Annotated in this window: 20 protein-coding genes and 1 pseudogene; 7 read left to right on the top strand and 14 right to left on the bottom strand. The window is 67.3% G+C overall.

From position 1 onward, the window contains the following. Nucleotides 1–5 precede the first annotated feature (5 nt). The 7 genes and pseudogenes from MSP7336_RS07625 to ftsH form a co-directional block, all read right to left on the bottom strand. The gene (locus MSP7336_RS07625; protein ID WP_069394741.1) at nucleotides 6–1,373 is read right to left on the bottom strand and encodes a DUF6779 domain-containing protein; all 1,368 of its coding nucleotides are present in this window, start codon (nucleotides 1,371–1,373) and stop codon (nucleotides 6–8) included. An 89-nt stretch (nucleotides 1,374–1,462) separates the two neighbouring features. Then, complete coding sequence (locus MSP7336_RS07620) at nucleotides 1,463–1,939, bottom strand: DUF3180 domain-containing protein (protein ID WP_069394740.1); 477 nt, start codon at nucleotides 1,937–1,939, stop codon at nucleotides 1,463–1,465. Beyond that, nucleotides 1,939–2,463, bottom strand: a complete 525-nt coding sequence (gene folK / locus MSP7336_RS07615; RefSeq protein WP_069394739.1) for a 2-amino-4-hydroxy-6-hydroxymethyldihydropteridine diphosphokinase — start codon at nucleotides 2,461–2,463, stop codon at nucleotides 1,939–1,941. The genes MSP7336_RS07620 and folK overlap by 1 nt, the downstream gene beginning before the upstream one ends. Then, nucleotides 2,460–2,834, bottom strand: a complete 375-nt coding sequence (gene folB, locus MSP7336_RS07610) for a dihydroneopterin aldolase (RefSeq protein ID WP_415858487.1) — start codon at nucleotides 2,832–2,834, stop codon at nucleotides 2,460–2,462. The genes folK and folB overlap by 4 nt, the downstream gene beginning before the upstream one ends. Next, a pseudogene (gene folP, locus MSP7336_RS07605) lies at nucleotides 2,835–3,675 on the bottom strand (dihydropteroate synthase); the annotation flags it as partial. After that, nucleotides 3,672–4,289, bottom strand: a complete 618-nt coding sequence (gene folE, locus MSP7336_RS07600) for a GTP cyclohydrolase I FolE (RefSeq protein WP_069394737.1) — start codon at nucleotides 4,287–4,289, stop codon at nucleotides 3,672–3,674. The pseudogene folP and the gene folE, both read right to left, overlap by 4 nt. A gap of 16 nt (nucleotides 4,290–4,305) precedes the next feature. After that, nucleotides 4,306–6,636 (bottom strand): ATP-dependent zinc metalloprotease FtsH, encoded by a 2,331-nt coding sequence (gene ftsH / locus MSP7336_RS07595; RefSeq protein WP_069394736.1) that lies wholly within the window; start codon nucleotides 6,634–6,636, stop codon nucleotides 4,306–4,308. Between the two features lie 169 nt (nucleotides 6,637–6,805). Here ftsH and MSP7336_RS07590 point away from each other — a divergent pair, with 169 nt between their 5' ends. From MSP7336_RS07590 to MSP7336_RS07575, 4 genes are all read left to right on the top strand, one after another. After that, nucleotides 6,806–7,783, top strand: coding sequence for an alpha/beta fold hydrolase (locus MSP7336_RS07590; protein ID WP_269749322.1), 978 nt, complete (start codon nucleotides 6,806–6,808; stop codon nucleotides 7,781–7,783). After that, a complete protein-coding gene (locus tag MSP7336_RS07585) occupies nucleotides 7,780–8,973 on the top strand; it encodes an LLM class flavin-dependent oxidoreductase (RefSeq protein WP_069394734.1) in 1,194 nt (397 codons plus the stop codon). Before MSP7336_RS07590 ends, MSP7336_RS07585 begins: the two co-directional genes overlap by 4 nt. Further along, nucleotides 8,973–9,980 (top strand): zinc-binding dehydrogenase, encoded by a 1,008-nt coding sequence (locus MSP7336_RS07580; RefSeq protein WP_069394733.1) that lies wholly within the window; start codon nucleotides 8,973–8,975, stop codon nucleotides 9,978–9,980. The genes MSP7336_RS07585 and MSP7336_RS07580 overlap by 1 nt, the downstream gene beginning before the upstream one ends. Nucleotides 9,981–10,170: 190 nt before the next feature. Continuing rightward, nucleotides 10,171–10,641 (top strand): DUF4189 domain-containing protein, encoded by a 471-nt coding sequence (locus MSP7336_RS07575; protein ID WP_113963424.1) that lies wholly within the window; start codon nucleotides 10,171–10,173, stop codon nucleotides 10,639–10,641. Between the two features lie 36 nt (nucleotides 10,642–10,677). Here the strand turns inward: MSP7336_RS07575 and MSP7336_RS07570 are convergent, their stop codons facing one another. Beyond that, nucleotides 10,678–11,019: an ArsR/SmtB family transcription factor gene (locus MSP7336_RS07570; RefSeq protein WP_113963423.1), complete on the bottom strand. Its 342-nt coding sequence runs from the start codon at nucleotides 11,017–11,019 to the stop codon at nucleotides 10,678–10,680. A 90-nt stretch (nucleotides 11,020–11,109) separates the two neighbouring features. On the opposite strand from MSP7336_RS07570, the gene arsM reads away from it, so the two are divergent. Next, complete coding sequence (arsM, locus tag MSP7336_RS07565) at nucleotides 11,110–11,892, top strand: arsenite methyltransferase (protein ID WP_113963422.1); 783 nt, start codon at nucleotides 11,110–11,112, stop codon at nucleotides 11,890–11,892. Nucleotides 11,893–11,958: 66 nt separating this feature from the next. Here arsM and MSP7336_RS07560 read toward each other — a convergent pair whose 3' ends face one another. After that, the gene (locus MSP7336_RS07560; protein ID WP_113963421.1) at nucleotides 11,959–12,846 is read right to left on the bottom strand and encodes an SCO6745 family protein; all 888 of its coding nucleotides are present in this window, start codon (nucleotides 12,844–12,846) and stop codon (nucleotides 11,959–11,961) included. 30 nt (nucleotides 12,847–12,876) lie between these two features. On the opposite strand from MSP7336_RS07560, the gene MSP7336_RS07555 reads away from it, so the two are divergent. Next, complete coding sequence (locus MSP7336_RS07555) at nucleotides 12,877–13,569, top strand: SIMPL domain-containing protein (RefSeq protein ID WP_113963420.1); 693 nt, start codon at nucleotides 12,877–12,879, stop codon at nucleotides 13,567–13,569. A gap of 3 nt (nucleotides 13,570–13,572) precedes the next feature. Here MSP7336_RS07555 and hpt read toward each other — a convergent pair whose 3' ends face one another. The 4 genes from hpt to dacB all read right to left on the bottom strand — a co-directional run bounded on the left by hpt (nucleotide 13,573) and on the right by dacB (nucleotide 17,603). Continuing rightward, entirely contained in the window at nucleotides 13,573–14,148 is a 576-nt protein-coding gene (hpt, locus tag MSP7336_RS07550) for a hypoxanthine phosphoribosyltransferase (RefSeq protein WP_069394720.1), read from the bottom strand. Nucleotides 14,149–14,230: 82 nt separating this feature from the next. Beyond that, nucleotides 14,231–15,193, bottom strand: coding sequence for a tRNA lysidine(34) synthetase TilS (gene tilS / locus MSP7336_RS07545; protein WP_113963419.1), 963 nt, complete (start codon nucleotides 15,191–15,193; stop codon nucleotides 14,231–14,233). After that, nucleotides 15,172–16,227: a zinc-dependent metalloprotease gene (locus tag MSP7336_RS07540; RefSeq protein WP_244917435.1), complete on the bottom strand. Its 1,056-nt coding sequence runs from the start codon at nucleotides 16,225–16,227 to the stop codon at nucleotides 15,172–15,174. Before MSP7336_RS07540 ends, tilS begins: the two co-directional genes overlap by 22 nt. Further along, nucleotides 16,215–17,603 (bottom strand): D-alanyl-D-alanine carboxypeptidase/D-alanyl-D-alanine endopeptidase, encoded by a 1,389-nt coding sequence (gene dacB / locus MSP7336_RS07535; protein WP_113963417.1) that lies wholly within the window; start codon nucleotides 17,601–17,603, stop codon nucleotides 16,215–16,217. The genes MSP7336_RS07540 and dacB overlap by 13 nt, the downstream gene beginning before the upstream one ends. A gap of 115 nt (nucleotides 17,604–17,718) precedes the next feature. Here dacB and MSP7336_RS07530 point away from each other — a divergent pair, with 115 nt between their 5' ends. After that, on the top strand, nucleotides 17,719–18,207 hold the full coding sequence (locus tag MSP7336_RS07530) for an inorganic diphosphatase (RefSeq protein WP_069394924.1): 489 nt from the start codon (nucleotides 17,719–17,721) through the stop codon (nucleotides 18,205–18,207). Here the strand turns inward: MSP7336_RS07530 and MSP7336_RS07525 are convergent. Beyond that, a complete protein-coding gene (locus MSP7336_RS07525; protein ID WP_181786632.1) occupies nucleotides 18,201–19,757 on the bottom strand; it encodes a PPE family protein in 1,557 nt (518 codons plus the stop codon). The two genes, MSP7336_RS07530 and MSP7336_RS07525, sit on opposite strands and share 7 nt — an antisense overlap. Nucleotide 19,758: the final 1 nt, after the last annotated feature.

The following is a 19,758-nucleotide window of genomic DNA, read 5'->3' as shown; positions in this document are numbered from 1 at the left end:
CACGGTCAGTCCTCGCGACGCCGGCGCCGACCGCCCGGGGTTGGGGTGGCCTGCAGCCGGGCCAGCAGTTCGGCGACGGACTGACTGCCGCTCGGCGGAGCAGACGGATCCGACGTGTCGTCGCTGCGGTGCCGGGCCGCCGGCTGCGGCGGTGACGACATGACCGGGGCTGTGTGCGGTGGTTGCGGCGGCGGCTCCGCCGTGGATTCCGCGGCATGGCGGGCCCGCCGGCCACCGGATTCGTCAGCTCGCCAGCCGCTTTCAGCGCCGGCGGCAGGCGTCGGCTCGGCTGGCGTGGCGTGTCGGCCGCGTCGCTCGGCAGGCGGCGGGGTCGCCAGTGTGGGCTCGCGGGCCGCCGTCGCAGTGTCCTCGGGCGCGCTGCTGGGGACCCCGGTGCCGGCAACCCAACTGCTGCCCGGCGATTCCGGTGGTTGCCATTGCCTTGCGGAGCTGACCGGCTGCCAGTCGGAGGCCGGCGGTGGCGGTGTCGGAGGTGGCGGTGTCGGGGGTGGCGGTGTCGGAGGTGGCGCAGGCTCGTATCGCGGCTCGGGCGGCGGCGGTGCCGACGCCTCATGCCGCGGCCGGATGTACGGCGGCGGTTCGGCCTCGTAGCGCTCTTGCGGAGCCCAGGCACTGGGTGGCGGCGGCGACGATTGGTCGGCCGGTGCTTGGCGCTCTGGTTGCGGCCACTGCGCCCCGCGGTAGGGGGAAGCGGGCTCAAACGGGGGACGGTATGGGTCCTGGTAGTCGTGCCGCGGCGGCGGCACCAGCGGTTCCTCGGGTACGTCGATGATCGAGCTGTCATCGGACCGGCGGGACGCCTCCTCCGCCCGGACCGAGGCGACCCGGTTGATCCGTTCCCGTGGGCTTTCGGTCTCCCGGTCCCACTCGCTGTAGCCCCGCACGCTGCCGCGCTCTGTTTCCAGCGCCGGCCGGTGGTTCAAATCGGTGTCGAACAATATCTCCAGGTTGGTGCGCAGCGCGGACAACTCGGCCCGCAGTGCCGCCAATTCGTCGGCGGCCTGCGCACGCAGCTCGGAGGCGAGTTCGCGACGCAGTTGGGACTCGACCGTGAGCTCGTATTCGCGGCGCGCTGAAATCTCCCGGTCCAACTGCAAGTCATAGACCAACTTCAGGTCCCGCACCCGCGCCTGGTCCACGTCGCTTTGCCGGCGATAGATCACCGACACGAAGGCGGCGACGACGGCGGCCCACAGCGCCAGAATCACTGCTAGCTTGAGGAGCTCCACCCGGTTGGTGAAAACCAGTGCGGAACTGGCCGCGATGGCGAGAACCAGCAACGCCGTCAAGAGCAGCCAACCCGGCCTGCGGCCGCCGCGCCGGACCCGGGCGCCGCGGGACAGAACGGTCATGGGCCTGAGAGTACCGGGCCGAGGTCAATCCGCGTGTCGTCGCAGTCCGGCGATTCTCACCTGGGCTAATCGCCCGGCAACTGCGGGGGCTAACCGCTCGCCCCCTCGCCGCCCTCGGTCGGCTCGCCGGGCGACTTGCAGCAATGTTGTAGCCAGAGCGCGGCAATCACCAGAGCCAGCGCGCTGACGGCAGCCACCGCCGTGCCCGCCGTGTCCTCCCCGGCCACCCGAAGCCACGACCGTCGCGGCAGCAGGTAGGCCAGCACACCCAGCCACCAACCCAGCACCAGCGCGCCGACCCAGGCCGAGGCCTTGGCGACCACCAGGCTGCGTGCCACCGCGAGCGGGTGCAGCCAGCCGGGCCCGTCGCCGATCTCGCCGTCGTCGATCTTGGCCCGCACGTAGCGCCCCCACAACGCCTCGGCGACCGCGACCGCGAGCAGCGAGAGCCCTGTCCACACCGTGATCGGCGGGAACCACCGATATAGCAGCACCACCAGCAGGTATCCGACAATCGCAGCGCCGACGGCCGCGGCAGTCAGGTGACGCTTGCGGGTGGGCCCCATCAGCTTCCCGACGGATGGAGCGTCAGTTCGGTCTTGCGGACACCTGCGCGGTCGGCCGGGTCCAGTTCGGCCAGCAGCTTTGCGACGAGTCGACGCTGGCCAGTGACCGTCAGCTCGGCGTCGGGATCGATCGCCAGCCAGGGCACCAACACGAAGGCCCGCAGATGCGCCAGCGGGTGCGGCAGGGTCAGTCCGTTGTCGCGGGAGAACAGCTCGGTGCCGTCGTCGTAGCCGCTGATCAGATCGACGTCGAGGGTGCGCGGACCCCAACGCTGGCCCCGCACCCGGTCAGCCGCCTGCTCCATCTCTTGGGCGCGGCGCAGCCAGCCGTGCGCGTCGAGCGTCGCCTCTTCGGCGATCAGCACCGCGTTGAGAAACGGTCCCTGCTCCACACCGCCCCACGCCGCAGTCTCGTATACCGGGGAAACCGACAGCACCGTCGGACCCAGCCGGTCGAGCACCGACTGCAGCCGGGCCAGCCGGTCGCCGAGGTTGGAGCCGATCGAGAGCACGACTCGTGTCATTGCAGCCCTCCGGCGGGGATCACCGACCCCCGGCCGCCGCGCCTTGACCGTCGCGCCACCACCGCCACGTCGGAGAACGGGTGCTGGATCGGGGCGTGCGGTTTGTGCACTGTCACTTCGACGGCGTGAACTCGCTTGTCGTTCATCACATCCTCGGCGATCTCGCCGGCAACGGTTTCGATCAGGTTGCGGGCCGGCCCGGCTACGATATCCGCTGCCCGTTGAGCCAGCAGCCCATAGTCATAGGTGTCCGCCAGGTCGTCGCTGGCGGCCGCGTCGGCCAGGTCGATCCACACCGTGATATCCACGACGAAATCCTGACCGTCGGCGCGCTCATGCTCGAAGATGCCGTGCCGACCGCGAACAGTCAAGCCGCGCAACTCGATTCGGTCAGCCATCGGTCCAGGCTCCCACGACCTTGAGCGCGTCAACGGTAGCCCGCACGTCGTGCACCCGCACGCCCCACACCCCGTCGAGCGCAGCCAGCGCGGAGATCACGGCGGTCGCGGTCTCGCGGCCGTCGGGTGGCCGCACGGCCCCGTCCGGACCGGCCAGCAGCGTTCCCAGGAATCGCTTGCGTGAGGCGCCCACCAGCACCGGCATCCCGGTGGCGACTAACTGCGGCAGCGCATGCAACAGCGCCCAATTATGTTGTGCCGTCTTGGCAAATCCCAGTCCGGGATCGATGATCAGCTTCGCCGGGTCGACGCCGGCGGCCACCGCTGCGTCGACGCTTTGCAGCAACTCGGCGCGCACCTCGCCCACCACGTCGTCGTACCGCGGCACCTGATGCGGGCGCGCGCCCGAGACCGATCGCCAGTGCATCAGCACCCAAGGCACACCGGCCTCGGCCAGCAGTGGGGCCATCGCCGGATCGGCCCGCCCGCCGGACACGTCGTTGACGATCTGCGCGCCGTTATCCAGTGCGGCACGTGCCACGTCGGCGTGCATGGTGTCGATGCTGACTGTAACGCCTTCTGCGGCAAGGGCTTTGATCACGGGTACGACGCGAGCGGTCTCGACGTGCGTGTCGATGCGCACCGCGCCGGGCCGGGTCGACTCACCCCCCACATCGATGATGACCGCGCCGTCGGCGGCCAACGCCAGGCCGTGCTCGACGGCGCTGTCGACGTTCAGGTAACGTCCGCCGTCCGAGAACGAATCGTCGGTGGCGTTCACCACTCCGATGACCTGGACGCGGATCGTGCTCACTTGCGCAGGATGAGCTCGAGCGCTTCAGCTCGAGATGCCTGATTGGTCTTGAACTGGCCGCGCACCGCCGACGTCGTGGTAATCGCGCCGGGCTTACGGACGCCGCGCATCGACATGCACAGGTGCTCGGCTTCCACCACGACGATGACTCCGCGGGGATCGAGCTTGCGCATCAGGGCGTCGGCGATCTGAGCGGTGAGCCGCTCTTGCACTTGCGGCCGCTTGGCGTACAGGTCAACCAATCGAGCGATCTTGGACAAACCGGTGACCCGGCCGTCATGGCCGGGGATGTAACCCACGTGCGCCACGCCGTGAAACGACACCAGGTGGTGCTCACAGGTGGAATACAGCGGGATCTCCTTGACCATGACCAGCTCGTCGTGCTGTTCGTCGAACGTGGTGTCCAGCACGCTGTCCGGGTCGGTGTAGAGCCCGGCGAACATCTCTTGGTAGGTGCGCGCGACCCGGGCCGGGGTGTCCTCGAGGCCGTGACGGTCCGGGTCCTCGCCGACCGCGTACAGCAGCTCACGGATCGCTGCCTCGGCGCGCTCTTGGTCGAACGTGGGCTTACGCAGGCTCCTAAAGCGGGGATCCGGCTGTGCTGTTGATGTCATCGATGGCCCCGTATTCTCAGCCGCGCGCGGGCGGGTTAGACCGGCTCGGGTCCCCACTTTGTTGGTCAGGGGGCGGGCCGGCCTCCGGCGTCGGCTTACCAGGCGGCGGGTATGGCGGGTAAGGCGGCGCTGGCTGGCCCGGATGACCACCGTAATGCTGCGGTGGTTGCGGCCAATGCGGGGGCTGCGATCCCGGCGGCGGGTACCAGTAAGTGGGCGGCTGCGGAGGCGGGGGCCACCCGGGAGCACGCCATCCGGCGGGCGCCCCGTAGTCAGGTTGTTGTGCATGCGGTGCAACCGGCTGCCGCGGATCGTGGGAACCGTTGGCTCCGTTGGTAGCCCGTTCGGCCTCGGCCTGAGCGGCTTCTTGTGACGCACGAGCGATCGCAGCCTTGAACGCGGGCTCGGGCGCCGGCTTGGGCCAGGGCTCGCCGCGCTCGATGGCCAACTCGCCGGGAGTCTTGATGGGCGGCTTGTCGGACGGGACGCGGCCACCGAAATCGTCGAACATGGTTAGTCGCGGGCGCTTTTCGACGTCGGCGAAGATCGCCTCCAACTCCGCGCGGTGCAGCGTCTCCTTCTGCAACAGTTCGCCGGCCAACGTGTCGAGCACGTCGCGGTATTCGGTGAGGATCTCCCAGGCTTCGGTGTGGGCGGCCTCGATGAGTTTGCGGATCTCCTCGTCGATTTCGCGGGCCACCTCGTGCGAGTAGTCCGGCTGAGTGCCCATGGTGCGGCCCAGGAACGGGTCGCCGTGTTCGGTGCCGTATTTGACCGCACCCAGCCGTGAGCTCATGCCGAACTCGGTGACCATCGCCCGGGCAACCTGGGTGGCCTTCTCGATGTCGGATACCGCACCGGTCGTCGGCTCGCGGAACACCAGCTCCTCGGCGGCCCGACCGCCCATCGCGAACACCAGCTGCGCGATCATCTCCGAGCGGGTGCGAAGACCCTTGTCCTCCTCGGGGACCGCGACCGCGTGCCCGCCGGTGCGTCCACGGGCAAGGATCGTCACCTTGTAGATCGGTTCGATGTCGGGCATCGCCCAGGCCGCCAGCGTGTGCCCGCCCTCGTGGTAGGCGGTGATCTTCTTCTCCTGCTCGCTGATGAGTCGGCCCTTGCGGCGCGGTCCGCCGATCACCCGGTCGACCGCCTCCTCCAGGGCCGCGCTGGTGATCACGGTGCCGTTCTCGCGCGCGGTCAGCAGTGCGGCCTCGTTGATGACGTTGGCCAGGTCGGCGCCGGTCATGCCGACGGTGCGCTTGGCCAGCCCGTCGAGGTCGGCGTCGGGGGCCATCGGCTTGCCCTTCGAGTGCACCCGCAGAATCGCTTTGCGACCGTTGAGATCCGGGTTGGAGACCGGGATCTGGCGGTCGAAGCGGCCGGGCCGTAGCAGCGCGGGGTCCAGGATGTCGGGGCGGTTGGTAGCCGCGATCAGGATGACGCCGGCGCGCGGGTCGAAACCGTCCATCTCGACCAGCAGCTGGTTGAGCGTCTGTTCGCGCTCGTCGTGGCCGCCGCCCAGGCCGGCGCCGCGCTGGCGGCCGACGGCGTCGATCTCGTCGACGAAGATGATGCAGGGGTTGTTCTGCTTGGCCTGCTCGAACAGGTCTCTGACCCGGGAGGCGCCGACGCCGACGAACATCTCGACGAAGTCCGACCCGGAGATCGTGAAGAACGGCACCCCGGCCTCCCCGGCGACCGCGCGCGCCAGCAGCGTCTTACCTGTCCCGGGTGGGCCGTAGAGCAGCACGCCCTTGGGGATCTTGGCGCCCAGCGCCTGATACCTGGCGGGGTTCTGCAGGAAGTCTTTGATCTCGTAGAGTTCCTCGACCGCCTCGTCGACGCCGGCCACGTCAGCGAATGTGGTCTTGGGCATGTCCTTGCTGAGTTGCTTGGCCCGCGATTTGCCGAAGCCGAAACCCATCCGGGCTCCGCCCTGCATGCGGGAGAACATCACGAACAGCCCGACCAGCAGCAGCAGCGGCAGCACATAGATGAGCAGCGATCCCAGGATGTTGCCCTGGTTGACCACCGTGGCGATCTGAGTGTTCTTGCTGCTCAATGCGTCGAACAGCGGTACGGCGTATCCGCTGGGGAATTTGGTGATGACTTTGTCGGACCCGTCGGTGTCCTTGTTGGCCTGTTTCAGGGTCAACCGCAGCTGCTGCTCGCGGTCGTCGATCTGGGCGCTCTTGACGTTGTCGGCCTTGATCTGCGCGACCGCCACCGAAGTGTCGACGGGCTTGTACCCGCGAGTGTCGTCACTGAAGTAGAAGAACGACCAGCCGAGCAGCAACACCACGGCGATCGCCGTCAGTGTCCGGATCACGTTTTTTCGGTTCATCAATCATCGGCCGTGCCCGGCCAGGTCCTTCCCGATACGCGCAGCTCGAATATCCAGGTTACCGTCCGGGCCTCTGACCCGGCGCGCCCCCGTCGGCATACTGTTAGATCAACGAACGAAGGTTCCCAACACCTTCCCGGGTGGCGGAGCTTGTGCTTTGGTGAGACACGTGCCCGATACTGTGCCCTCGACTGAACGCACCATCGAAACCAATGGTGTGCGCCTGCACACCATCGAAGCCGGGGAACGCGGCTCGCCCGTCGTCGTCTTAGCGCATGGGTTCCCCGAGCTCGCCTACTCGTGGCGCCACCAAATCCCGGTACTCGCCGCCGCCGGGTATCACGTGCTGGCCCCTGATCAGCGCGGGTACGGGCGCTCCAGTAGGCGCGACGCGATTTCCGACTACAACATCGCCGAATTGAGCGCCGATCTGGTCGGGCTGCTCGACGACGTCGGCGCCGAGCGGGCGGTGTTCGTCGGCCACGACTGGGGCGCCCCGGTCGCGTGGAGTTCGGCCCAGCTGCACCCGGACCGAGTGGCCGCAGTGGCCGGGTTCAGTGTTCCGGCCGTGCCGCGCGCGGCGGTGCCGCCGACGCAGGCGTTCCGTGAGCTGTTCGGCGAGAACTTCTTCTACATGCTCTATTTCCAGGAGCCGGGGGTAGCCGACGCCGAACTGGGCGCCGATCCCGCGAAGACCATTCGGCGCATGATGGCGGGCCTGCGGCCACCGGGTGATCACGAAGCCGCCGCGCGCATGCTGCAACCGGGTCCGGCGGGGTTCGTCGAGCGGTTGCCCGAACCGGACGGCCTGCCGAGCTGGATCAGCGCCGAGGAGCTCGACCACTACATCCGCGAGTTCACCCGCACCGGCTTCACCGGCGGGCTGAACTGGTACCGAAACCTCGACCGCAACTGGGAGATCCTGGCCAACCCGGTGTCGGCGACCATCACGGTGCCGGCGATGTTCGTCGCCGGCGCCGACGATCCCGTGCTGGGATTCATGCGCCGCGACCGCGCGACCGAAGTGGTGACGGGCCCGTACCACGAGGTGATCATCGAGGGGGCCGGCCACTGGCTGCAGCAGGAACAACCGGACCGGGTCAACGAGGTGTTACTGGACTTCCTATCTGGATTGGAGCTGAAGTGAACCGCCCACTGAACTTCGGGGTGTTCATCACCCCGTTCCACCCGACCGGCCAATCCCCCACGGCGGCACTGGAATACGACATGGATCGGGTGGTGGCGCTGGACCGGCTGGGTTTCGACGAAGCCTGGTTCGGTGAGCACCATTCAGGTGGCTATGAGCTGATCGCCTGCCCGGAGGTTTTCATCGCCGCGGCGGCCGAGCGCACCAAGCACCTTCGGCTGGGCACCGGTGTGGTGTCGCTGCCGTACCACCATCCGTTGATGGTCGCCGACCGGTGGGTGCTGCTCGATCACCTGACTCGCGGGCGGGTGATGTTCGGCACCGGCCCGGGCGCGCTGCCGTCGGACGCCTACATGATGGGCATCGACCCCGTCGAGCAGCGGCGGATGATGCAAGAGTCGTTGGAGGCGATCCTGGCGCTGTTTCGCGCCGCGCCCGACGAGCGGATCAGCCGTCACTCCGATTGGTTCACGCTTCAAGACGCGCAGCTGCACATCCGGCCCTACACCTGGCCGTATCCGGAAATCGCCACGGCAGCAATGATTTCACCGTCCGGTCCCCGACTCGCGGGGTCAATGGGCACGTCACTGCTGTCGCTGTCGATGTCGGTGCCCGGTGGCTACGCGGCGGTGGAGAACACCTGGGAGATCGTCCGCGAGCAGGCCAAGAAGGTTGGCCGCGACGAACCCGACCGGGCCAACTGGCGGATCCTGGGCATCGTGCACCTGGCCGACAGCCGGGATCAGGCGATCGACGACTGCACCTACGGGTTGCAGGATTTCGCGATGTACTTCGGTGCGGCCGGATTTGTGCCGTTGGCCAATCTGGTCGAGGGCGCCCAGTCACCGCACGAGTTCGTCGAAGACTATGCAGCCAAAGGGAACTGCTGTATCGGCACGCCGGACGATTGCATCGCCTATATCGAGGATCTGGTGGAGCGGTCCGGTGGCTTCGGCACCTTCCTGCTGCTCGGTCACGACTGGGCTTCCCCGCAAGCCACCTATCACTCGTACGAACTGTTCGCCCGCAAGGTGATTCCGCATTTCAAGGGACAACTCGAAGCACCGCGGGCATCCCACGAGTGGGCTCGCGGTATGCGCGATCAGCTGTTGGGCCGGGCCGGCGAGGCGGTGGTCAAGGCCATCAACGAACACACCGACGAGCTGAAGCTGGAAAGCGAGCAGGCCTGATGCGCGCCGCGGTACTGCGCGACCGGCGCATGGTGTTCCGCGATGACGTCCCCGATCCCGTTCCCGGCCCCGGTCAGGTGCTGGTTTCGGTGCGCGCGTGCGGAATCTGCGGATCCGATCTGCATTTCGCCGCGCACGGCGACGAGATGCTGTCTATGACAGAGCAAATGGGTGTTGGTGCCCCGACCGTCGACCTACAGAGCGACGTTTTCATGGGCCACGAATTCAGCGCCGAGGTCCTGGAAGCCGGACCCGACACCGACACCCATGCACCGGGGACTCTCGTAACGTCGATTCCGGTGCTGGCGTCCCCCAGCGGCTTCGAGCCGATCGTCTACTCCAACACCACACTCGGTGGTTATGCCGAACGGATGCTGCTCTCGGCGCCGCTGCTGTTGCCGATTCCCAATGGGTTGGACCCTAAGCATGCCGCGTTGACTGAACCCATGGCGGTCGGCCTGCACGCAGTGAACAAGTCGGCCATTGCGCAGGGTGAAACCGCGTTGGTATTGGGCTGCGGTCCGATCGGAATCGCCATCATCGCAGCATTGCGTATCCGCGGCGTCGAAACCATTGTGGCGGCGGACTTCTCACCGAAACGACGTCAACTTGCCGCCGCGATGGGCGCCAGCGATACGATCGACCCCGCCGAGGGCTCACCATTCGACACCGTCAACCCGAAGGTGGTCTTCGAAGCCGTCGGGGTGCCCGGGATCATCGACGACGTGATGCGCCGCATTCCGCCCGGGAGCCGCATCGTCGTTGCCGGGGTGTGCATGCAGCCGGACACCGTGCATCCGTTCTTCGCGATCGCCAAAGAGATCAACGTGCAGTTCGTGCTTGCCTATGACCCGACCGAGTTTGCCGAATCGCTGCGCTCGATCGCCGAAGGCGACATCGACGTGCGGCCGATGATCACCGGCGAGGTCGGCCTCGACGGGGTCGGGGACGCGTTCGACGACCTGGCCGATCCCGAGCGACACTGCAAAATTCTCGTCACCCCTTGAGGGGGTCTAGCGCCAGCCGACGGACTTTAGCTAGCCTGCGTTTTAGCCCTCGAATCGGAAGGGGGTGCCATCGGGTTGATTGGGCAGAGCGCCATCAACAGGGTGTGATCCGGCGCAGATCCGCGCCGCTCGACCGCAAATCGAATTCATTGCATACCAACCCATACCCCGTTAAAGAGGGAGAAATGCCATGATGCTAACGGGCTTTCGGATGCCCGCCGCGATCTTTATGACCGGCGGCGCGGTGGTCGCGGCACTCGGTTTGGCTGCGGCCCCAGCCGCCTACGCCGATGATGAAGGCTGGGGCGCGATCGCCGTCTCGATCGACGGAAAGTCCATCGGGGTGGCGACGAATCAGCCGAATTTGTACCTGGCCAACTTGGCGGCGACCAATGACTGCCAACAGGGCGATGCCACCTGTAACGTGCTGGTCTCCTTCAAGTCCCCCGACTGCGGCGCGGTTGTCAAAAACAACGACCAGTATTTCGGCGATATCGGTGCCACGGTGCAAGAGGCTGAGCAGAACGCCATGAACCAAAGTCCGGCCAGCACGGTGCTCCGCTCGGCATGCAACAACAACGCGTCTGCTGGCACCAGCAGCACACCGACCAGCGAAGACACCACGCCGACAAGCCCGAACTCCACTCCGCCCGGCGGGTGACAGTGGCTCGCGCATTGCGCGGGCAGACAACGAAATTCAGCGGCGACTGGAACCGGTCAGTATCGCGGCCAGCGTGTCCAGGGCGCCGGGGACGAGTCGGTAGTACGCCCATTTACCGCGTTGCTCACGCTCGACCAAACCTGCGTCGACGAGAACTTTGAGGTGATGCGAGACGGTGGGCTGGGATAGGCCCACGGGTTCGGTCAGATCGCAAACGCACGCCTCGGCGTTCTCATGCGCGGCAATCATCGACACCAGCTGCAGGCGGGTCGGCTCGGCCAACGCCTTGAGCACGGCCGCGAGCCGCTCGGCGGCTGCGCTGTCGAGGACGCCGCCGGTGACCGGCTGGCAGCAAGCGGATAGATCCGTGACCAGCATGGAACGATTCTGCCACACATATTGACAAACATCGATCTATAGGCCATTCTGCATGTCATATAGACAGTCATCGATGCAAAGGTTACGAAAATGACGAAGCCAGACGCCGAACTTCAGGAACAGGTGAGGTCCCGCTACGCCGAAGCGGCCACGGCAATCACCGCCGGCGATACCGAACTCCTCACCGCGGACAGCTGTTGCGGCTCATCCGGGCCAGCGGATCTCGAGGAGATCTTCGGGGCCACCCTCTACAGCGCCGACGAGCAGGCCGAGCTGCCCGCCGAGGCCGTCGCTGCGAGCCTTGGTTGCGGCAATCCGACGGCGGTCGCCGAACTGCGGGCAGGCGAACGGGTCCTCGACCTCGGCTCTGGCGGCGGCATGGATGTGCTGCTGTCGGCGAAACGGGTGGGGCCGACCGGATTCGCCTACGGCGTTGACATGACGGACGAGATGCTTGCTCTCGCGGAGGCGAACAAGGCCAAAGCCGGCGTCACTAACGTCGAATTCCTCAGGGGCACAATCGAAGACATCCCGTTACCGGATGCCGCTGTCGACGTGGTGATCTCCAACTGCGTGATCAACCTCTCGGTGGACAAGCCCACCGTCTTCGCCGAGATCTTCCGAGTTCTGGCGCCCGGCGGGAGGATCGGAATCTCCGATGTCGTCGCCGAAAATCAGCTCAGCTCAGCCGACCGATCCGAACGTGGCTCTTACGTCGGCTGCATTGCGGGCGCCCTGTCCCAACAGGAGTACCTCGACGGGTTGGCGGCAGCCGGATTCATCGACGCGTCGGTGACCTTTACGCATCGGGTCGCCGACGGCATGCATTCCGCGATCATCCGGGCCACCAAGCCGGCTACGGCTCTACGTTGAGATTGCGCGCAGGGTCGTGATTTCGCTCAGACAACTGCACTGAAGCGCAATCTCAACGGTGAATGGTTAGCGCTTTGCCAGCGCGGCAAGGTCGTGCGGCCCAGCAGCCGGGTAGCCGCCCGCTGATTGCAGCTGTCGCGACCACCCACCGACGAGGTCGATCAGCTCGTCGAGGTCGTCAGCCAATGCGGCAGTGATCGGCGCACATCCCGCATCGGTGGCAACCTCGATGGCCTCCCGCGCTTCCCGGCCGGCGTCGGTGAGCGCACCATCGCGGATCAGTCCGCGCGATTGCAGGCGTTCCTCCCCCGCAGCGAGGTCGTCGTCGGTCCAGGCTCTGGTGCGTATGTAGCTGCGCAGCGGCAATCCCCAGTAGAGCTCGGTGATCAGGCCGATCTCCACAGCGTCGAAATCGGCAGTGGTCCAGACATTCACGTGGACATCGCCGCGGTACTCACGCAGCTCGTCGGCCAAACGCCAGGCGTCTGCCAACGGTTCACCAGGCAGGCCCTGGGCGACCAGACCTGAAAAGAGCGGCTTGCCGGCCAACGGCAACCGTTCAGTGGCCCGCCGGAGCAGCTCCAGCACACGGCCGACGCCGTCTGGCTCAGCGCCGAGAACACGATGCAGTTGGCGCACCGCACCGTCGGTTCGTGTCGCACAGAGCGTTTCCACGTCGGTCAGCGTCCATCCCTTGGTGACCGCCGGCACCACGACCGCCGGGTTGAACACCGCGAAAGCCGCGGCAACCACCTCACCGGGCACCTGTCCCATCACCGAGCCGCGGCTGCAGAAGTAGGCCGCACCGTCCGGCATCTCGACCTCGCCCGTCTTGCCGGGGCTGGGCCCGAACCCGAGTGCCTGATAGCCGCTGTGGCATTCCGGCGCAAAGTACACCTGTCCCGCGAAGGGCTCGAGGGCGTTGGCGAGCGCTCTTTCCGGTGTGACGGTCATGACTGGCAATCCTCGCATAGGGTGCCTGTCATGCTCCGTCTTGTCGTCGCGTTGATCCTCGCCGCCGCCACGCTATCGGCATGTGACGGCGATTCTGCTCCGGTCAAAGACAATCCGCGGCAGGTGACAGTCGTGGGCGCCGGCCACGTGGAGGGTGTGCCGGACACCCTGACCGCCGACGTCGCCATCGAGTTCGTCGCGCCCGACGTCACCACGGCGATGGACAGGACCAACGACCGCCAGCAGGCCGTCATCCGCGCGCTGACCAACGCCGGTGTGGACAGCAAGGACATCAGCACCACCGACGTCACCTTGCAACCGCAATACGCCGGCAGTCCCGGAACCATCACGGGCTATCGCGCGGCCAACTCCATCCGGGTCAAGATCCGCAAGACGGACGCGGCGTCGCACCTGCTGGCCGTCATCGTCGAGACCGGGGGCGACGCGACCCGGATCAATTCGGTCAGCTATTCGATCGCCGATGACTCGCAGCTGGTGAAGGACGCGCGGGCACGTGCGTTCCAGGACGCCAAGAACAGGGCCGAGCAGTACGCGCAGCTGTCCGGGCTCAAACTGGGCAAGGTGCTGTCGATTTCGGAGAGTTCCGGTTCCACCCCACCGCCGTCGCCGATGCCGCGCGGCGCCATGTCGACCGAGGTTCCGCTGCAACCCGGCCAGCAGACGGTGAACTTCTCAGTGACCCTGAACTGGGAGCTGCACTAAGCGTTAGTCCTGATAAACCCGCGGGTCCAGGGTTCCGATGTACGGCAGGTCGCGGTAGCGCTCGTCGTAGTCCAGTCCGTACCCGACGACGAATTCGTTGGGAATATCGAAGCCCACATAGGCAATGTCGGCGTTGGCGCGCCGCGCGTCGGGCTTGCGCAACAGGGTGCACACCTGCAGCGACCGTGGCCGCCGGGTGGCCAGGTTGCGCCGCAGCCAAGACAACGTCAGACCGGAGTCGACGACGTCCTCGACGATCAGCACATCGCGATCGTTGATGTCGCGGTCGAGATCCTTGAGGATGCGCACCACCCCCGACGACGACGTCGACGACCCGTAAGAGCTGACCGCCATGAACTCGAATTGGGTCGGCAGCGCGATCGCGCGCGCCAGGTCGGTGCAAAACAGCACCGCGCCCTTGAGCACGGTGATCAGCAGCAGGTCTTGACCACCCTCGGCGATCACGTCGCGGTAGTCGTCTTCGATCTGTGCACCGAGCTCGACGGTGCGCTGCCGGATCTGCTCTTCGGTAAGCAACACCGACTTGATGTCCCCCGAATAGAGCTCGGCCACGCCCACAGCCTAAGTTGTCGGGCGGCGACCCGTCCCCCTCGCCCCTACGGGGCTGGGGGTGCCCCCAGCGCCCGGCTCCGCCGCGCCGCTAGATGGGCTCGGGCCGCAGCCTCAGCACATCGCCCTCACGACCAGCGAACAACCGTTGCCCGCGCAGCTTTGAACCGACCGCTACCCCGCCTTGACCCCGCCACGCGGTGACCAGCGTGTCGACTCTGCGGATCTGGTCATCAGTCAGCCCGACCGCACCTTCGGCCAATAGCCAGCTGCGGATCACTCCGCGGCGGATCGGGTCGGGCAGCTCCGCCAACGCGCGGGCGTCCAGCCCGTCGGCGGTGACCGTGGCGGTCAGCGCCTCTTCGACCAGGGCATCGATGAAGTCGGTTTCCTCCCGCAGTGCCGTCGCGGTGCGGGCCAGCGCCTCGGCCACCCCGCCGCCGAGCACGTCTTCCAGCAGTGGCAGCACCTCGTGGCGCAGCCGGGTGCGGGTGAAGCGACGGTCGGTGTTGTGCGGGTCCTGCCATGCCGTCAGCCCTAGCTCTGCGCAGGCGGCATGGGTGACGTTGCGCCGTACTCCCAGCAGCGGTCGACACCACGGCGGGTCGAACGGGCGCATCCCGGCGATCGAGCGGGCACCCGAACCGCGGCCCAACCCGAGCAGCACCGTTTCCGCCTGATCGTCGAGCGTGTGGGCCAGCAGCACCGGCTGATCTTTCCGGGCGTCCTCCAGCGCCCGGTAGCGGGCCGCGCGGGCCGCCGCCTCCAAGCCGCCGTCGCCGCTCACTTCGACGGAAAGCACTTGCGCATCAACGCATCCCAGCCCTAGCGCCTGCGAGTGTGCGGTGACCGCGATCTCGGCCGAGCCGGTTTGTAAGCCGTGGTCCACAATCAGCGCGGTGGTCGGCAGCATTGCGGCGGCGACGGCGGTGAGCGCCAACGAATCCGGGCCTCCGGACAGCGCCACACACCACCGCTTCGCGGTCGGCAGATATTCCTTCACATAGGAGGCGACGACACGGCGAAGCGCTGTTACAGAACCCTGTCGATCCATCGCTCGGGATGCTCGATCTCGTCCGGCAGCGGGAGCGTCTGGGGGCTGGACCAGACGACGTTGAATCGTTCCATCCCGACCCGCTTCACCACCTGGTCGACGAACGCCTTGCCGCGGGTGTATTGGCTGAGCTTGGCGTCGATACCCAGCAACGCCCGCAGAAGGCGTTGCAGCGGTGGCTGTTTGCGCTGCCGGCGGTCGTCGAATCGGCGACGGATGGTGACCACCGACGGCACCACCAATGGTCCGACGGCGTCCATCACATGGTCGGCGTGGCCCTCCAGCAACGTGCCCAGCACCAGCAGCTGATCGAGAGCGTTGCGTTGCGGCTCGGACTGCACGGCGCGCACCAGGCCCAGCACCCCGGTCGAGTGCGGACCGCCGTCCGACGACTCGGCGCGGCCGCGGACGAAGCCCGCCAGCCGGGTGATCACCTGGGCAACGTCGTCACCGCTTTCCTGAGTGAGCACGCCAAGCGCTTGGGACATGTAGTCGGAAAGCCACGGGTTGGCGGTGAACTGCACCCGGTGGGTGACCTCGTGCAGGCACACCCACAGCCGGAAATCGGAAGGCTCAACCCGTAATTGGCGCTCGACCGCCAACACGTTGGGATACACCAACAGCAGACATCCCGTGTCGCCGGCGGCGAACGGGTCGTACTGTCCGAGAATGCCGGAGGCGACGAACGCGAGCACTGCGCCGGTCTGCGCGCCGGTGAGTCGCCCGGTAATGAAGCCGCGCGGCTGGTCGGTGCCGCCCGTCATCACGCGCATCGACTCGGCGGCCGCGCGCACCCACGCCGCCCGGTCGACGATGCGGGCGTCGGGCACCACATCGCTGGTGTCCAAACCGGTGACGTCGCGCACCGGCGGTTCGGCCGCTTTGGCGGCATTGGCCAAGTCGTCGATCACCTGCCGACGGGTGTAGTCGGTCGACGGCGGACCGGGCCGCGCCAGCCGTTCGCCCACGGTGGCGGCGAACTGCCAATCGACGGCACGTCCGACGGTCAGCTCGGGTGCCGTCACGTCGCGCATCCACACGACCATAGAGCCGCGGCCAGGTTGTCGATCGCAATACGGCCGGTTGGGCCGGCATCGTTGGAGATCAGCGCGAAGGTCAGCACCCGCCCGCTGGCGTCGGTGACCACTCCGGCCAGCGAATTGACGGCGGTCAGTGAGCCGGTCTTGGCCCGCAACCAGCCCGTCGCCGGGCCGGGCCGGTAGGTGGGATCAAGGAAACGGTCGGACAGCGTGCCGCTGCCGCCGGCGATCGGTAGCAGATCCAGCAGCGGCCGCAACGCCGGCTGATCCGGTCCGGCAGCCGCCTGCACCACCGAATCAAGCGTTTTGGCGGTCAGCCGGTCGTCGACCGACAGCCCGCTGGCATCGCGCAGCATGGCATGGCTGGTGTCGACGTGCGCGGTGCTCAACCGATTGGTCACCGCGTCGACCGCACCGGTGAAACTGCGCGGCCGGCCCATGGCGGCGGCAACCTCGCGGGCGATGCACTCGGCCATCACGTTGTCGGAGGCATCCATCATCTGCTGCAGCCGCTGAATCAGCGGCGCGGACTGCACGGCGGCCAGCTGTCGCGCACCCTCGGGTGCCGGGTGGGCGGCCAGCGTCACCTTCGCCGGGTTGATACCCAACCCGATAGCCAACGCACGGCCGGCGTCCAGCGCCGGGGTGTGCGAACGGGTGGATTGGTCGGTGGCCGGCTGCACCCGCCCGCCGTCGAGCATCACCGACTCGATCGGGGCGACGTCGCCGCCCTCGATGTCGCCGGGGTCCCAGCCGGGAGCCACCGTGGGACCGCTGAAAGCCGAAGTGTCCACCTGCACGGCGGTCGGTGTCACGCCGCTGCGACGGACCTGATCGACAAGATCGCTCATGCGGGCCGCGCCGCGGTACCAAGTCACCTGGCCGGGCGCTGCGCCGGACAGCGTTGGATCACCACCTCCCACCAGGATCACGACCCCCGGCTGGTCGGCCGCGACGACCTTGGTGGTGACCCGGGCGTTGCGGTCCAATGCGAGCAGCGCGGCGGCGGCGGTGAGGGTTTTGTTGGTCGACGCCGGCTGCAACGGCAGCTCGTCCTGGTGTTGCCAGAGCTCCTTGCCCGTCATCGCGTCGGTAACCCGTCCGCCCAGCGTGCCCAGATTGGGATCGGCCGCCACCTCCGCCAGCGTCGCGGCCAGCCCGCTTGTGGTCGGCATGGGCGCATCGTCGGATACCGGCACGACCCCGGGTTTCGCGGTGACCGGTGCTGGTGCCGGCATGGTCTGGCTGGCGCCGGGCCCACGGCCGGTCGCCGTGAAGAACGCGCCCGCCGCCACCAGAACGGCAACTATCGCAAGCACGGCCGCCCCCACGAGCAGGTAGGTTGACCGCCGCCACCGAGTGGGACGCATGTCTCTCCTGACTGTCTGGTCCCATTCTGCCAACCACCTTGCTCTACTAGGGTGGACCTCCGACGTCCGCCGACGAGCGGTGACACCCCGCACGAAGCCTGAAGGAGCCGAACCGGTGCAGTTCGACGTGACCATCGAGATCCCAAAGGGCCAGCGAAACAAGTACGAAGTGGACCACGAGACGGGCCGGGTCCGGCTGGACCGCTATCTCTACACCTCGATGATGTACCCCGCCGACTACGGATTCATCGAGGACACCCTCGGCGAGGACGGTGACCCGCTCGACGCCATGGTGTTGTTGCCCGAGCCGGTTTTCCCGGGCGTGCTGGTGGCGGCGCGACCGGTCGGCATGTTCCAGATGACCGATGAGGCCGGCGGCGACGACAAGGTGCTATGTGTCCCCGCCGGCGACACCCGATGGGACCACATCAAAGACATCGACGACGTTCCCGCGTTCGAGCTCGACGTCATCAAGCACTTCTTCTCGCAGTACAAGGCGCTGGAGCCGGGCAAGTACGTCGAGACGGCGCACTGGGTCGGACGCGCCGAGGCCGAAGCCGAAGTGCAGCGCTCAATCGAGCGGTTCAAGTCCAGTGGTCACTGAAGGCGCCCTTGGCCTTCCCAACTGTCCGGCAGCATCGGCATGCTCGGGCTATCCGGAATTTCCTGGCCGCCCAGGGTGACCAGCCCGCCCGCTTGCACATCCGAGCGGCACACAGTCCCGGCGAACCCCAACTGCCCAGCGCCCATACTGTCGTCGGCCTGCAGGTACTCGTAGCGATAGCCGGGCAGGTCGATACCGCCACGTCGTCGACGTAGCCACACGTGCTGTGGCTGCGCTGCGGTCGCGGCCGGCGCGGTCGCGGCGGCTTCGGCGGCCGGGACCGCGGATTTAGACCGCGTCGCCAATGCCGAATCACGGCTCAAGCCAAGACCACTCACCAGATAGCCGAAACCTTCCGCACCGGTGACCGGTGTCGGTGGGACGGGCGGGGTCGGCGGCGGTGCGGCGGCCGAAGCGACCGCTGTCGCCGAGACGGCCGACGCCGCCGGTGCCGTCGGGAGCGTCGGCACCGGCGGGGCAGCGCCGCTCGTCACCGAAATCGTCGGCGGCGCAACGCCGGACGTCACAGGTTGTGGGAGCGGCGCGACGACGCTCGGAGCAGCGACCTCGCTCAGACCGGCCAGTCCCGACAGCCCGGCCAGGCCGCCGAGATTGACCAGCCCGCCCAGGTTCGGGATCGCCATGCTCAACCCGACCGCGCTCAACAGCGGCAGCTCCTGGATGAGGAACCGCAGCGTTCGCAGCGTCCAGTTGACGGCGCGATACGTCTGCCAGGCGACGAAGAAGGAGATCAGCTGCGAGGACTGCGAGGGGTCGAGCAGCCCTTGCCAATTCTCCTGTAGCCACAGCAGGGCCTGCTGGTTGCCGTTGAAGAAGTTCGACAGGTTCAGCAGGTATTGCGAAGGGTCCCAGTTGGGTTGGCCCTGCCCGGGAATCTGCTCGCCGTTCGGCCCGAACAGCATCTGCCAGATCTCAGCCGGCGTGGGCAACTGAAATGACCCGCCACCGCCGCCGTTGCCCCCTCCGCCGCCACTGCCGGGTCCTCCGCCACTACCGTTGCCGCCCGCACCCGTACCGCCGCCGGCGCCGCTCCCGGCGCTGGCCGGCTCCGCGATCGCCTGATAGGTGCTCATGGTGGTGGCCGCCTGGGTCCACATCCGCGCGTAGTCGGCTTCGTTGAGCGCGATCGGAATCGTATTAATGCCAAAGAAATTCGTGGCCACCAATATGCCGTGAACGATGTGGTTGGTGGCCAATTCCGCCAACGTCGGCATGGCCGCCAACGCCGCTGTGTAGGCGGCGGCCACCGCTTCATGCTGGGCCGCCGTCTCGGCGCTGACGGCGCCGGCCAATCCCAACCACGCCAGATACGGCACGTGTGCCGCCACATACTGTTCGGCGGTCGGGCCGTCCCAGGCAGCCTGAGCGCCCGTCAGGGTGGCGGTCAGTTCGCTTGCCGCCGTTTCATATTCGGTGCTCAGCGACGTCCACGCCGACGCGGCGGCCAACAATGGACCCGGGCCCGGACCGCTGCTCAGCAGCGCTGAATGCACCTCCGGCGGAAATGCCATCCACACCGGCGTGAGCATT

Origin of the sequence: Mycobacterium shimoidei (assembly GCF_900417275.1) — a bacterium.
Lineage (GTDB): Bacteria > Actinomycetota > Actinomycetes > Mycobacteriales > Mycobacteriaceae > Mycobacterium > Mycobacterium shimoidei.
This window is presented reverse-complemented; position numbering and strand designations above follow the sequence as displayed.

Excerpts from the sequence above, each read along its gene's own strand:
- MSP7336_RS07625 (WP_069394741.1), bottom strand. The coding sequence starts at position 1,373 with ATGACCGTTCTGTCCCGCGGCGCCCGGGTCCGGCGCGGCGGCCGCAGG.
- MSP7336_RS07620 (WP_069394740.1), bottom strand. The coding sequence starts at position 1,939 with ATGGGGCCCACCCGCAAGCGTCACCTGACTGCCGCGGCCGTCGGCGCT.
- folK (WP_069394739.1), bottom strand. The coding sequence starts at position 2,463 with ATGACACGAGTCGTGCTCTCGATCGGCTCCAACCTCGGCGACCGGCTG.
- folE (WP_069394737.1), bottom strand. The coding sequence starts at position 4,289 with ATGACATCAACAGCACAGCCGGATCCCCGCTTTAGGAGCCTGCGTAAG.
- ftsH (WP_069394736.1), bottom strand. The coding sequence starts at position 6,636 with ATGAACCGAAAAAACGTGATCCGGACACTGACGGCGATCGCCGTGGTG.
- MSP7336_RS07580 (WP_069394733.1), top strand. The coding sequence starts at position 8,973 with ATGCGCGCCGCGGTACTGCGCGACCGGCGCATGGTGTTCCGCGATGAC.
- MSP7336_RS07575 (WP_113963424.1), top strand. The coding sequence starts at position 10,171 with ATGATGCTAACGGGCTTTCGGATGCCCGCCGCGATCTTTATGACCGGC.
- MSP7336_RS07570 (WP_113963423.1), bottom strand. The coding sequence starts at position 11,019 with ATGCTGGTCACGGATCTATCCGCTTGCTGCCAGCCGGTCACCGGCGGC.
- arsM (WP_113963422.1), top strand. The coding sequence starts at position 11,110 with ATGACGAAGCCAGACGCCGAACTTCAGGAACAGGTGAGGTCCCGCTAC.
- MSP7336_RS07560 (WP_113963421.1), bottom strand. The coding sequence starts at position 12,846 with ATGACCGTCACACCGGAAAGAGCGCTCGCCAACGCCCTCGAGCCCTTC.
- MSP7336_RS07555 (WP_113963420.1), top strand. The coding sequence starts at position 12,877 with ATGCTCCGTCTTGTCGTCGCGTTGATCCTCGCCGCCGCCACGCTATCG.
- tilS (WP_113963419.1), bottom strand. The coding sequence starts at position 15,193 with ATGGATCGACAGGGTTCTGTAACAGCGCTTCGCCGTGTCGTCGCCTCC.
- MSP7336_RS07540 (WP_244917435.1), bottom strand. The coding sequence starts at position 16,227 with ATGCGCGACGTGACGGCACCCGAGCTGACCGTCGGACGTGCCGTCGAT.
- dacB (WP_113963417.1), bottom strand. The coding sequence starts at position 17,603 with ATGCGTCCCACTCGGTGGCGGCGGTCAACCTACCTGCTCGTGGGGGCG.
- MSP7336_RS07525 (WP_181786632.1), bottom strand. The coding sequence starts at position 19,757 with ATGCTCACGCCGGTGTGGATGGCATTTCCGCCGGAGGTGCATTCAGCG.